We start from the raw sequence: 13,008 nt of genomic DNA on the forward strand, positions 1-13,008 counted from the left end.
AATAAAAGAGTGTCGGGATAGAGGTATTCAACTCTTAGCATTCTAATTGTATCAAAGCGTAGAAGTTACTTTTGATTTCACCAGTTACTCATTGTTAAAAGGAACAGGTCATATTTCATAGAGCTATGTGTCCTGTCCCTTTATCCTTTTAGAAAGGTTGCAGATATATGATAAAAAAAATAAATTTTTGTCTATCCTCAATCATTTTTCTATTGTTGCTATTTTCTGCTACTAGTCTATTGAAAGGGTTAGATATAAAAAAAGCACTTTATGATGATACTGAGGAAGTGCATATTATTTATGAGCCAAAAACCAATTATCAACAGTTTATTCATGATATTTACAAGAATTCCATTGAGCAGGATGCAACAATATCTCAGTACAATTTTACAGCCAAAGATACCTTGAGCATTCTTTCAACAAATCCTCAAGCAAATCCACTTTTCCGTTTGAAATCAGGCGTGTTTCCTATTCATTCAGAAGATTTCTATGTAACAAATTATTCTGATCGAAATCAAAAAAATAGTGGTCTTATTGATTTGCCCAGTGATTTCTTAAAAATAAAAATATATTCATTTGAACAAGCAAAAAATATAGGATTAGGAAATGTTTTCTACATACAAGGAAAAAAAGGCCATAACAAACTTATTGATATATTCAAAAAATATGGAACTGTGAAGATAGTAAAACCAGTTATATCAGATACTTTTACGGTCAATATTTATCAAAATCTAATTACGTTGTATTTGATCGTCTTTTTCTTCATCTGCATCATTTCATTGTCATTTTCGCAAAGGAAAATTATTTCCTTGAAAAAAGTCTTAGGTTATTCTGTTCAGCAAATTGCATTTCAATCCATCAAGTCAACTTTTTCTATACTATATGGACTGTTATTAGCTTTGACTATATATATCATTTTAACTAAGAATATAACGCTGAATCTCGTATGGTCGTGTTTACTTTGTTTGTTTATTTATCTGTTGGCATTGATCGTCTATATTTCGATTGTAGTCTTTCTATATAAGGTTATAAACATAAAAAATAATGTAAAAGGAGCTGCGCCAAGTAAAATATTAATAATTAGCCTTGCTGGAGCACTATGCCTTTCACTGTTCTTATTTCTTGGTAAGTCACAAGAAATAAAACAGGAGTTCAAAATGTATGATCAGATAAAGCAATCAATACAATTATGGACAAAAACAGAAAATTTATATAAGACAAATATATCAAATCAGTTAGATCGAGATGACCCTTTAGAAGAAACAACCTATTTAAAAAATGCACAGTTATTTTATGAAAAGCTTTCTAAAAAATACCAAACATTTATTATAGCACCCTATAATTATACGATTTTAAACGATTCACATGATCAGTCCATACTTATTGGACAAGACCGAATACCAGATAAAGAAGAATACATTACTTCGCCGGGAGGAGCAGATATCACAATCGATACGAATTATTTAAAGGTAAATCCTATAGAATTTGTTATCCCTACTGAAAAAGAACAAATCAATGTGGATTCAAACACGCTTTCATTACTAGTACCTCAAAAATATAAAAAATACGAAGCAGAAATCAAGCAAAATTATTTGTCAGATTTAAAATTCAAACTAACGGAAGATCCTCCAATTGGAAATATTTCGTTGGATAAAGTAAACATTCAAGTGTTGTATGTCAAGAATCAACAAAAATATTTCACCTATAATACATTTTATGGAAAACTGACAGATGAAAATATGGTAGAAGACCCTATCGTAGTAGTCGTAAATCCTCAATTAATGGATGGACTCTTTTGGGGAAATATATTGACGATGAATGGAGGTCTATTCATTGATTTTGATAAGGAAGCGAAAGGAGAACCTTTTGATCTTATTAAACAGGATGTGAAAGACTCTGGTCTCAATGGCACTCTAAATTTTACGCTCTCTGTTTTTAAAGAACGAGGAGAAGAGACTGCTAGAAATGAAGCAAATATCCTTCACTTAATTGTTCAGTACAGTATTTTGACTCTCTTATTTATCACATTGAATGTTCAAATTATGTATATTTTATTCAAAGTGAATGCGAAAAAACGACTTATAAAAGAAATCTTGGGGTATTCGTCATTTGATCAAATGATGGATATTGTAATGATTCCTATATTTATAGAACTGATTACGATAGTACTGTTCAAATTTTTATATCCAAAATCCTCTTTTTTAGTAGTGTCACTAGTCCTTATAGTACTATTGAATAGCTTTATTTACAGTTCGATCCATTTAAATAATAGATCTATTACTTTGAAAGGAGATTTTTATGATATTTGAAGCAAATAATCTATCTATCGAAATCAATCAAAAAAAGATCATCACCGACTTTACATTATCAGTAAAAGCAGGTGATTTTGTTGGAATAACAGGCAAGAGTGGTACCGGGAAGACGACATTGATCAACAATTTAAGCTTATTAGAGAAGACGTATATAGGTAGATTAAACTATGAAAGGTTTGAAAATACGAAAAAAAATAGACAAATGATTAGGAAAAATGTGATCAGCTATATGTTTCAAAATTATGGACTGCTAGAAAATATGACTGTCTTAGAAAATCTCAAGTTGGCAATTAAATACAATAAATCGTTTAAAACAAGTGATCTTACAATTCTTCTCGAAAAGTTTTCATTAGCAGAATCTATTTTAACTAAAAAAGTATTTCTATTAAGCGGTGGAGAACAACAAAGAATTGCTTTGATTCGTTCATTGTTGAAGCCGTTTGAGGTGATTTTTGCCGATGAACCAACAGGGAATCTAGATGAGGAAAATGCAGCATTTATAATCGAATATTTTCATCATTTAGTAACAGAAAAACAGAAAGCAGTTGTAATGGTCACACATGACAACCAATTATTGAAATATGCTTCTGTAGTTGTCGATTTAGATTGCGAAAAAGTTTTTGAAAATACAATTTGACTTTTAAAGAGTATGGACTGCACGTAAATCTTCTGAAGAGCGTAGTTCATACTTTTTTCTTTTCTCATAATAAAGTACTTTCTACCAAAAAGAAATGCATTTTTTCCAGACTTTCGCTATAATAAGCATCTTTCGTAAAACAACTTTTATTAAAATAATAAATTCAAGTTCAGTGAAAAGATGACTTTTATAAATTAAAAGAAGACTTACAAAGTCCCAGACTGTAGACAAATACGTTTAGGTTTCTAGAAATAGAAATTCTGAACGTATTTTTTATTTATTTCTGAAAAAAGAGCAAAAAAAGAAAGGTTCTCGCCCTTTTCTTTAGCCCCATAGGGCTAACTTTTTCAAATTCATGGCAGCAAAAATCAGCCGCGTATGGACAGCGACTTTTTCTAAGGTTCGATACTTTGTCCAGCGCATTCCGTGTTTTTCTTTGGCATCCGCAAAAACTCGCTCAATTGTTTCTTTTCGTTTGCCATAAGTTTCTCGATTAAACGCGGTATGTCGAAGATGTTCCGCTTCTTCTAAGCCCTTTTTCCAAACATGACGTGTGATGACCTTTTGGTGGCTTTCACTCCGTGTGCATTGCGTTAATTGAGGACAGTTTTGGCAAATATAACTTTTGGATTTATACTCACGATATCCTTCTCGAGTAATGGTGGAAAAAGACAATACTCTATTTTCTGGGCATAAGTAACAGTCGTAGTATTCATCATAAACAAATTGTTTTTTAGGGAGTAGCGTTCGATCGCCACGAGGTCTTGTATAAGGGAGAACAGGGCGAAGATTTCTCCGTCGGAGAAATTCTACAAAAGTAGCTGTTTTATACCCAGCATCTGCCGCAACAGCACGTACTTTGGGAAATTTGTGACAAACGGTTTTCACTAAATTCGGAGCCACTTGACTGTCATGAAGGTTTCCGGGGGTAACAATAACATCTAGAATAAAGCCGTGTTCATCACAAGCTGTATGAGCAGAATAAGCAAATTGTTTCTCTCGTTCCCCTTTTACATAATAACCACTTTCAGGATCAACTTTACTTATTTTCCGTTCTTTCAACTCACTTTCTGTTGGGAAAATAAAAGGACGCTTTCCTGCCTTGATGCGTTCCTCGTTAATTTCTTTCTCTAATTCTGATTGATAGGCCTTAGCTTCAATATGGGTCATTTCTCTAGTAAAATGGTGCTTGTTTGCATTGGCTTTGATATGAGTAGAATCCATATAGAGAACATCTTCCGTAACCATCCGAGCTTTGACAGCTTGTTCCAGTATGTAGGCAAAGATATCTTCAAAGAGTGTGGTCTCTCGAAAGCGGCGAACATAGTTTTTTCCAAAGGTAGAGAAATGTGGAATGGTTTCATTGAAATCGTAGCCTAAAAACCAACGATAAGCGACATTCGTGTCTATTTCTTTTATGGTTTGACGCATGGAACGGATACCAAAGAGATATTGAATGAAGACGATTTTGACTAAAACCACAGGATCAATACTTGGTCGACCTAAGGTCGAATAAGTTGATTCAACAATTGGATAAATGAAGGTAAAATCGATTGCTTTATCTACTTTTCGAATCAAGTGATCTGTTGGGACAAGTTCTTCCAAGGAAATCATCATGTACTGATCTCTGCCATTCATTGGGTGTTTTGTCATCATTTTTCCCACTCTCCTTTAAAACGTTTTCATACGTTAAGTATAAAAGAAAAAACTGTAGACGTCATCCCTTTTTTAGGACTTTGTCTACAGTCTGAGACTTACAAAGTCCGTAAGTCTTCTTTTTCGTATCTATTGTGACCAGCTAAAGATTTTTTATATTTCCAGCATTTTATCGCATCCTTTAAAGATGCACCTTTATTGTCGTCAAAGAAATCTCGAATATACGTATTATACTCAAACTGTTTATCGATTGTGGTTTTATTTTGCTTTTTATCTTCAATAATTTTATAGTAAGCGTCAATAGCGTCTTTGTATGTTTTTCCTGAATTTTGCTTTAACCATTGCTGAAATTTCACGTTAAAAGAAAATGTATTTCCGATATTTTCTTTAAAGAAAGCTCTATGAACTTCTGAACAGACAAAATTTTCTTCAATTTTACCATCAAGAGATAGTGAGCTAATCTCGTTTTTTATTTTCCGTTTTCTATTTGCTTTTAATTTCTTACCAGTTTTTAAAAAATGTGCGATTCTGTTAGCTAGCTCTTCTTTGCTGCCAGTTGCCTGTATGCCTTCGTGTTTGCAGAATGCAACTAATTCTTCTTTGAGGTAATAAAAATCACGAAATATATCTTCGTCCAGATTTTTATCGAGTTGTGGTCTGTTCATTTATGTCTCCTTCTTTTGTTTCTGAGCTGTACTTTATTATACTACACTCAGAAGCTACATGAAATTTACGATTCCATGAATTAAATGTAATATAGTAAATAGAATTGCAGGAATTATAGCAAGCCGATTTTGTTTACCAATTTGATATGATACAAAAGCAAAGCTTGGAAATAGTGTAAGAGCCATAATAACGACAGGATTAGTAAAATTCATATAATAAAATATCCAACCAATGTAATAAGCTATGCAGCACGCTACTGCAGAGTAGTTCATAGCTTTAGTAAGTTTCGTACGCTCAATCTCTTTGCGTCTAAAAGAACACATCAGGATTACCATAATAACCTGAAATATCGAAGCTAGTATATCAATTTGTGGTGTTTTAGATTGAATACGCAGAATGTCATTTGCGGACGGCACAATTCCCCAAAAAAAAGTAGGGAGCATAAGTACAAAAAATAAAAATAGTCCTAATTTGTCTAATTTTAAATAATATTTTTTCATTGTATAGCTCTCCTTAAATTTATATATCTTAGCTAGAATGATAAGTTTTATTTATTAATTATAGCAGAAAACACTACATTTAATTATTGCCTTACTAAATATGTTATAATAAACAACTTTCATAAGACAACTTTTAAATAATGAAAATTTAAACTCAGTGAAGATGAGCTTTTACAAACTAAGATTAATTGAGCAATTATCTGATATGATTGGAAAAGAAAGAGTAATATTCATGTGCTTATATATTATATTGATAATAATCAAAGTGGGGTTAATTTAGACTGACTAGTTCTCAAAAAAATTATGCAAAACATAGAAACAAAAAATTAGTGGTGACTACTATAACTAGATTGAGTCGAAATTTCTTTGAGAAAGTTCGATTACGGCATCATAGTGAATTAAATCAAGCTAAACTAATCATTTAAAACAAGCCCAAATTAGATTTTCGACAGGCATAGATATTAAGATATAGAGATAAATAAAAAAAGTTTGCAACTATTCAAAGCGCAAACTTTTCTTGTAAGATTTTTTAAGAATAGTATTTTATAGTGTATTGATTTTAGGTTCTGCTTTGAACTAGAAATAAGTTCTCAATTGTATCATTATTATCGATTATATGAACTTTATCGCACAAATTATTATCTTCAAGATCATTAATACCTAGTTCAAATATATTATTAAATGTTGCGAGAATAGTTTGCCTTAAACTATAATCTTCTGAGTCCTCTGATGAATGCAGTATTTCATATATTCTTTTTGTTTTAGATGCAGAAGGCTCAGTATGACCATAGAAAGCATCTTCGAAATTGGCTTCACAAGCATAGATTTTTATATTGTCTTCTTTTAGATCAAGAATTTTTTGGCAATTTGTCCTTTGCGTTCTCAGTTTAGCATCAGTATCTTTGTCATTATCAATATCATGGAGTACATGATAATCGGTTTGGAATTGATTTAGTATCTTCATAAGAGTACATATTGTTGACTTTCCTCGAGCTTCGATTATATGAAAGGATACGTTATATGTCTTTTGTATGTACTTCAATACAATTTTTTCAGTGTTTCCCTCAACGATAACATTTTTGTTAGAAAAGAAAAACTCATTAACATATGAATCAACATAATTCAGTATCTTCATATTTGCAATGTCGTCGCAATCAAAGCTGTGTAAATTTGAGTTGAATAACGTAATTGCATCTGGCTTATCTTTGTCTATCTTAAATACATCAATTACCGTATGGCTATTTTCAAGGTTTATTAAAACTGGTGAGTGGGTCGTGATAATTATTGGCATAGAATCTCCAATTTTATACAGAGAAGCGCTAAGTCCTCGGACGGCTTCAGGATGTAGAAAAGCCTCAGGCTCATCTACTAACAACATTCTTCCTCCTAAATCTCCTAGGCCTTTTTCAATAATCTTTTGAATTGTATATATTAAACTCATTCGTTGCACTCCAGTACCTTGTTCCGAAAGCAACATTGCTTCTTTACGTGAATCGGATTTTACAGTAATCTTAGTGTCAGAATTTTTGATGAAATCTCTTATAGAAAAGCCTGTCACCTCACCTCCAGAAATCTTAAGCTCTAATCCTTGTTCTGTAAAAAGAGAATTAAGTACAACTGAAACCTCACTACTAATAGAGTCCAATAGGCTATCAGTTTGTTGTTTAAGTTCATTCATGGCAGTTTGAATATCTGTATTGATCTGTTTTAATTGTTCCTTTTTATTTTCACTGCTTTTGGCGATTGCGTCACTATATATGTCGCTAACTGTCTTATCTATTTCTTCTGTAGTCATATTTGGACGAATGTAGTATGGTTGTTGACTAGTAATGCTATTGGTAAAAGCTTTGAGTAGAGACTTGTTACTTTCAACCTCACCACCAATAAAGATTGAAAATACTCCATTTTTTCCGCTATCATATTTTTTAAGAACAGTAACTTCAAAATTACCCGATGTTTCATCTGTAACTTTCCCTGAATCTAGCAAAGCCTGCCAAATCTCTTGATCTGATGAATCAACAATTATCTTAGCTGTAAAAACAATAGGTAGTGAAGGATTATTGAAACAATCTTCGTCTATCTTATGAGCAGCCTTTAACTCTTTATAAAACTCATTAATGGCTTCTAAAAAAGTTGATTTCCCCATATTATTTTTGCCTGTGAGAATAGTGAAGAATGTGTCGCTTTTTAACGTGTCATCTTGCGGTTTGTCTTTGATCAATTCAACACCAAAAGGCTTCCCAAATACTTTGTAGTTTTGTACGGTAAATTTTTTTAGCTTCATAATGCCCTCCTAAGAAATGATATTTTCCACTAAGTTAATTATAACATATCAATAGTTTTTTTATACAGACTCCTAAGATGAAATATATTATTGTGCGTATTATGTAAAAAAATGATTTTACATAATCCATTTTTAAGTAATTAAATTAAACTTAGTAAAGAGATAGATATTTACAAGCTCTGTTTGTGTTTAATCATTATCCTCAACTCTAATATTAGAAATTATTACTGAATCAGTTTTATTTTTTATTATAGCAGTGTAGGCTCCACCTTTTTCTACAATATATACATAGTGAAGTTTTCCTTTAGGAGTGAATTTATCTTTACCTACACTATATGGAGCCAAGTTTTCTTTTAGTTGATTATCATATAACGTTATTTCAAAATCTTCTTTGTGCTTTTCGTCTAAATAAATATAAATTCGGGCTTCTATGTTATGATCTGCAATTTTCACTTTAATCTCTTTTTGCTGATTAGGGAAAAATATTGGTAATTGATCTTTTGAAATAAAAAATAGAAATGTTAATACAGCGATAATAGCAATTACAACACTACTTATTTTTATAATATTTCTTGAAATCATTTATACCCTCCTGAACCATATTACCATCTTCTGTATTATCTCCATACCCTGTTAGTACCCAGATACCAGTGCCTACTAATGGACTAACAGAGAAACCGAATAAATAGCTTAATAGTTTTTTGAAATCTCCTTTATTTGCATCACTTAGAATTTGAGCAACGCCAGCACCTATTTTCAGGGTTTCTCCATCTATAAGCAATGAACCTTGACCATAATAACCAAATAAATAATTCCCTAAATAGTCTGGATGCTCTTTGATGTAGTCTGACCATCCTCTTGCCCAAATTGAATAGTCTGAATCTCCAAAAGTTCTACTCTTCAAATCAAGTGGTTTTGCTGTGTTGACCATATCAATAAATTGTTTGTAATTTAACGTGTTTTTACCAGAGACATCAATAGCGTTATCGCCTAAATTTCTGGCTACTGCTTTAATATCAATATCAAGCCCTTGTAATATTCCCGCAAGTTTTTTCTCGGCTTCGATCGCTTCGGGGGAGTTAGCGCCAAATTTTGCTCGTATTTTATCATACTCATCAAAAGCAGGTTTAGCCAATGAATAAAGATAATCTTCATATACACGAGCGATTTTCTCGGCTTTTTCGGTAGGAGATAAACTTTTATCATCTTTAATCTCCTGAACGAGTTTCGCATAATCTAATGGCAAAACAAAGTTATCTTTCCATTCCTTATTAATACTCTTTGCCCAGTCAAGTTTTAGCTTAGAGGTGCTATACATGCCGTTAGAACCATCAAAGCAGTTCGTACTAGAGAGTGCAGATAGACCTTGGCTGACATTATCTAGTAACGAATCAGCCGTAGTATATAAATCAGAACAAGAACTCTCTAAATCATGTAAAGATTGTATTTCTTCTCTAAGTTGATGAATTTGAATAGTAATTGAATTAGAACCATCATCGGCATTAACGTTTCTTGTGCCAAATGAGGGACTATTAGTCATTAAGCTATTTCTGTATAAGATTGATCGTCTTTGTTGTTCTAGACGTTCAATAATTCGGTTTAATGCGTCTTCATCAATTTCCTCATTCTCAATCTTTTCAGCTATTCGACTAGCAAACGTTAGATTATCATTTGTAATTTCATCATTTGCCCGAACTTGACCTCGCAAAAGTGGAATGTGGGCAGTTTCGGCGTAGCTTTTGGCAGCCGACCACGCATCACCAGTTAACTCTGGCGCTCTAATAAAGCTTTGCATACCTTGCATGATTTGATTTAAGCCGTCATTTTTAGTAGATAAAGAGGTATTTATCTGATCTAAATAACTAGTTATTTCACTTACTCTAATTTTTAACCCCAATAATAGAACCTCCTTTTAGCGACTCTCTTGTTTTAGTTTCAACTGTTTATTTAGTAAATCTTCTTCTTTATTAACTAATGCTTTTTGCTCATTCTCTAAATTTGAATGGACACCATCTAAAGTTCTCACGGATTGCTTGTATTCATGTTCGTTGTCTTCATGAGCCATATGTAAAAAACGATTTGCTTTGTCGCCTTTCCAATAATAAGCGAGTTCGTCCAAGATATCGGTATTTTCTTTATAGATTTTATGGGTAATGTCGTCAGCTTCTGTAAGTTTTTCAATTTGCTTTTTATTTTCATCTAAATCATCTGTCAGGTTTTGCAATTCTCGATTAACCGCAATAATCTCATCTAAATTATCTTTCTTTTCTTCTGGCATTTTCTAACCCCCATTCGCAATTTGTGCATCTTTTTCAGCAAAAGTAGTAGCAATCAATGTAAAGTTCGATAAGTCTTTAGATAGCGCACTACCGTATTGGCTAGTACTTATTAATGATTTGCCGTTTGTACTTTTTACTTTTTCACATACCGAAAGATTAGAAAAGCTAATTGATGAAGAATTAACACTGGTTTCAAGTGCTGAATCTTTTGCACTTGAGATAGGGGTTATATAATTAGATGCTACGCCTACATCTGAACTTATTGTTCCATTTGACATTTGGTTCACCTCTGTTTATTTATTCTATATTAAGTTTACCATTGGTCGTATAGCGCGACAATATTTTTTTCATTAAGAAAAGTATTAATTATCTTTATGAACAATATTTTACATTTTTTTTAATAAAAACATTGCTTTATGATCGTGCGGGATGCTAAAATATGAGAAGTAACCATTTTTAATCATATATTATTTCCGCTATCTAATAGCAAAAGGGTGATGTTTAGTTGGATAAACTTATAGATTTACTAGAAGATATTAAAACCTATTCCAGTAGTATTAATTCGAAATCATTTTTCTTGAAGAATCGTAAAAAGGGCAGATATTTGGTATTATTATCTATTTTGGTAGGTATAACAGAGATATTATCGAATATGAATTCTATGATACCAGAGTCTTTCAAAAACTGGATAAAAGGTCTATGGGACTCCGTAATTTGGACGACCATAGTTAATAATATTCCGTATATTCTTTTATTAATTGTCCCATCAACACTTTTATTACAATCACTTCGATTCAGAAAGACTACAGATAATTTTATAGAAAATTTGTTAATATATCAAAAAGACTTGATGAAGCACAATATTATACATTTAGCCCATCTTGATAAAGTTTATGCTGAATTTTTTATGAAAATAAATTACATCAATCAAACGTTTGATTCATTAAATGAATTGAGTATTAAACTTTTAGATGTTGGAGAAAAGTTTGAGCCAAATGTGACAGAAACGGTAGAAGAAAATATAGTTGCACTCACAAATAGTACGGTGAACAACTTTCAGAAAAATCTTTGTAGAAGTTTTAAAGCTTTTCTTAAGGATATTTTTATAGACTTACAAGAATTAATCGAAGAAACTGTTACGTCAAGTAATGTTCATCAAACAGAGTTTTCAATTGTTCTTTTTAGTAATACTAATAAAATATTGAGAGTTTATGACGCATTCGTAGATGAAAAAACTTTTCTCATGGCTTGCTATGATAAAAATTATACTGATGACTCATATATTTATGATACAAAGGTAACCGAAAAAGGAATTAAAATTCCCTTAAGCAATAAAAGCATTAAAAATAGCTCTAATTGTGTCTATGGATTCCTTGAATATACCTATAAAGGAAAAAATGAGTATGAGTTAAATGATTTATTACAACACTTACTCATTGAAAATTCTGAAATAATAAGTTATTATATAAACCAGTTGTGTAAATATATAGAGGATTCTAACACAGCAAAAAATTCAAATGAAATTGACCCTATGGAGATAATCCATAAGCACTTTACGGAATGAGGTGAGTGGAATGACTGTAAAAGTTATTGAAAAAAGAAATATGGGACGAAGAATAGTGGAAACACCACTAGGCCCTCGTGTAGGTTCACCATTTACTCCACATATCGATGCTGCTTACGCTAAAGTAAAAAAAGCAAAAAAAGAAGCTTTTGACCTTTCTAAGAAGTACCTTTAAATTAATATTAGTACATTTAAATATTGATTTTGAGACTCGCTATTGTGAGTCTCTTTTTTGTTATTATTATTTTTTTTGTAAAAAATATACCATATAGTAGTAACACAAACTAATATATGGAGGTTTTTCAAATGGAAAAACAGCAAGAAAATAAGCAAATCAACTTAGAGAAAATGGATAAAGTAAAGATTGGATATGCAAGAGTTTCTAGTCAAGAAGACAAACAACGTCTTGGGATGGAGGTTCAGAAGGCTGCGTTAAGCGACTGTGATGTTCTATTTACAGAAAAAGAAAGTGGTGGGAAAGATAATCGGCTGGAACTCATGAGCGCTATTACATTAGCTAAGGAACTAGCAAGTAAAAAAGTAGATGTTTCAATATGTGTTTATCGACTAGACCGATTAACTAGAAGAATGTTTACTCTAATCTCTTTAATAGAAGAATTTAACGAACATAATATTCGGCTTATTAGCTTACAAGAAAACTTAGAAACGGATACTCTTGTTGGTAAAATGCTCTGTATCTCACTTGGTTTCGTCGCTGAAATGGAGCTAGACAATATTAGGTCAAGAACAAGAGATGGATTGCAACGAGCCAAACTAGAAGGAAAGAAATTAGGTAATAAAGGGTTACCTAAAAAAACAGAGGAAAAAATAATTGATCTATATATTCTTAATTCTATACCAATTAGAGATATTGCGAAAAGATGTAACGTGGCGGAATCTACGATATACAACGTAGCCCGTCGCAATAACCTTTCAAGAAGAAAATAGACAAAAATACCTTTAAATGTCTAACAAAATGTGTTAAGCTAACCCTACCAATACTCTACCTAACCAACGTTTCGTAGAGGTCTAAAAATACATAATTCATTAAATTTCAAACGCTGATTCTATAAGGTTACTGCCTTTTGGGATTGGCGTTTTTGCGCTTTC

General features: G+C 31.9%; 13 protein-coding genes. 5 read left to right on the forward strand and 8 right to left on the reverse strand.

All coding sequences use genetic code 11. The annotated features are described in order from the left end of the window. Positions 1-167: 167 nt before the first annotated feature. Complete coding sequence (locus tag IGI58_RS09290) at positions 168-2,309, forward strand: hypothetical protein (protein WP_429953669.1); 2,142 nt, start codon at positions 168-170, stop codon at positions 2,307-2,309. Beyond that, positions 2,299-2,949: an ATP-binding cassette domain-containing protein gene (locus IGI58_RS09295; protein WP_429953666.1), complete on the forward strand. Its 651-nt coding sequence runs from the start codon at positions 2,299-2,301 to the stop codon at positions 2,947-2,949. Before IGI58_RS09290 ends, IGI58_RS09295 begins: the two co-directional genes overlap by 11 nt. Positions 2,950-3,273: 324 nt before the next feature. Here the strand turns inward: IGI58_RS09295 and IGI58_RS09300 are convergent, their stop codons facing one another. The 8 genes from IGI58_RS09300 to IGI58_RS09335 all read right to left on the reverse strand — a co-directional run bounded on the left by IGI58_RS09300 (position 3,274) and on the right by IGI58_RS09335 (position 10,612). Next, positions 3,274-4,605, reverse strand: coding sequence for an IS1182 family transposase (locus IGI58_RS09300; protein WP_429952958.1), 1,332 nt, complete (start codon positions 4,603-4,605; stop codon positions 3,274-3,276). Positions 4,606-4,703: 98 nt separating this feature from the next. Then, positions 4,704-5,270 (reverse strand): DUF6434 domain-containing protein, encoded by a 567-nt coding sequence (locus IGI58_RS09305; RefSeq protein ID WP_429953665.1) that lies wholly within the window; start codon positions 5,268-5,270, stop codon positions 4,704-4,706. 54 nt (positions 5,271-5,324) lie between these two features. After that, a complete protein-coding gene (locus IGI58_RS09310; protein ID WP_429953664.1) occupies positions 5,325-5,771 on the reverse strand; it encodes a hypothetical protein in 447 nt (148 codons plus the stop codon). Positions 5,772-6,330: 559 nt separating this feature from the next. Next, positions 6,331-8,055, reverse strand: coding sequence for an ATP-dependent nuclease (locus IGI58_RS09315; protein ID WP_429953663.1), 1,725 nt, complete (start codon positions 8,053-8,055; stop codon positions 6,331-6,333). Positions 8,056-8,244: 189 nt separating this feature from the next. Further along, on the reverse strand, positions 8,245-8,637 hold the full coding sequence (locus IGI58_RS09320; RefSeq protein ID WP_429953662.1) for a hypothetical protein: 393 nt from the start codon (positions 8,635-8,637) through the stop codon (positions 8,245-8,247). Continuing rightward, positions 8,606-9,952: a T7SS effector LXG polymorphic toxin gene (locus IGI58_RS09325; protein ID WP_429953660.1), complete on the reverse strand. Its 1,347-nt coding sequence runs from the start codon at positions 9,950-9,952 to the stop codon at positions 8,606-8,608. The genes IGI58_RS09320 and IGI58_RS09325 overlap by 32 nt, the downstream gene beginning before the upstream one ends. A 15-nt stretch (positions 9,953-9,967) precedes the next feature. After that, the gene (locus IGI58_RS09330; RefSeq protein ID WP_429953659.1) at positions 9,968-10,333 is read right to left on the reverse strand and encodes a DUF3958 family protein; all 366 of its coding nucleotides are present in this window, start codon (positions 10,331-10,333) and stop codon (positions 9,968-9,970) included. 3 nt (positions 10,334-10,336) lie between these two features. After that, positions 10,337-10,612: a TIGR04197 family type VII secretion effector gene (locus IGI58_RS09335; protein WP_429953658.1), complete on the reverse strand. Its 276-nt coding sequence runs from the start codon at positions 10,610-10,612 to the stop codon at positions 10,337-10,339. 227 nt (positions 10,613-10,839) lie between these two features. Between IGI58_RS09335 and IGI58_RS09340 the strand changes: the two genes are divergently transcribed. The 3 genes from IGI58_RS09340 to IGI58_RS09350 all read left to right on the forward strand — a co-directional run bounded on the left by IGI58_RS09340 (position 10,840) and on the right by IGI58_RS09350 (position 12,846). Beyond that, positions 10,840-11,898 carry a hypothetical protein gene (locus IGI58_RS09340; protein ID WP_429953657.1) on the forward strand — a complete coding sequence of 353 codons (1,059 nt, stop codon included), beginning with the start codon at positions 10,840-10,842 and terminating at the stop codon, positions 11,896-11,898. A 10-nt stretch (positions 11,899-11,908) separates the two neighbouring features. Continuing rightward, positions 11,909-12,073 (forward strand): hypothetical protein, encoded by a 165-nt coding sequence (locus tag IGI58_RS09345; protein ID WP_429953656.1) that lies wholly within the window; start codon positions 11,909-11,911, stop codon positions 12,071-12,073. 131 nt (positions 12,074-12,204) lie between these two features. Further along, complete coding sequence (locus tag IGI58_RS09350) at positions 12,205-12,846, forward strand: recombinase family protein (protein WP_429953655.1); 642 nt, start codon at positions 12,205-12,207, stop codon at positions 12,844-12,846. The last annotated feature ends 162 nt before the right edge of the window (positions 12,847-13,008 follow it).

Source organism: Enterococcus sp. AZ020 (genome assembly GCF_050499205.1).
Classification (GTDB): domain Bacteria; phylum Bacillota; class Bacilli; order Lactobacillales; family Enterococcaceae; genus Enterococcus_L; species Enterococcus_L dunnyi.

What these genes read in the sequence shown, in the direction of transcription:
- IGI58_RS09310 (WP_429953664.1), bottom strand. Translation starts at nt 5,771, where the DNA reads ATGAAAAAATATTATTTAAAATTAGACAAATTAGGACTATTTTTATTT.
- IGI58_RS09350 (WP_429953655.1), top strand. Translation starts at nt 12,205, where the DNA reads ATGGAAAAACAGCAAGAAAATAAGCAAATCAACTTAGAGAAAATGGAT.
- IGI58_RS09335 (WP_429953658.1), bottom strand. Translation starts at nt 10,612, where the DNA reads ATGTCAAATGGAACAATAAGTTCAGATGTAGGCGTAGCATCTAATTAT.
- IGI58_RS09330 (WP_429953659.1), bottom strand. Translation starts at nt 10,333, where the DNA reads ATGCCAGAAGAAAAGAAAGATAATTTAGATGAGATTATTGCGGTTAAT.
- IGI58_RS09345 (WP_429953656.1), top strand. Translation starts at nt 11,909, where the DNA reads ATGACTGTAAAAGTTATTGAAAAAAGAAATATGGGACGAAGAATAGTG.
- IGI58_RS09315 (WP_429953663.1), bottom strand. Translation starts at nt 8,055, where the DNA reads ATGAAGCTAAAAAAATTTACCGTACAAAACTACAAAGTATTTGGGAAG.
- IGI58_RS09305 (WP_429953665.1), bottom strand. Translation starts at nt 5,270, where the DNA reads ATGAACAGACCACAACTCGATAAAAATCTGGACGAAGATATATTTCGT.
- IGI58_RS09290 (WP_429953669.1), top strand. Translation starts at nt 168, where the DNA reads ATGATAAAAAAAATAAATTTTTGTCTATCCTCAATCATTTTTCTATTG.
- IGI58_RS09300 (WP_429952958.1), bottom strand. Translation starts at nt 4,605, where the DNA reads ATGATGACAAAACACCCAATGAATGGCAGAGATCAGTACATGATGATT.
- IGI58_RS09295 (WP_429953666.1), top strand. Translation starts at nt 2,299, where the DNA reads ATGATATTTGAAGCAAATAATCTATCTATCGAAATCAATCAAAAAAAG.
- IGI58_RS09320 (WP_429953662.1), bottom strand. Translation starts at nt 8,637, where the DNA reads ATGATTTCAAGAAATATTATAAAAATAAGTAGTGTTGTAATTGCTATT.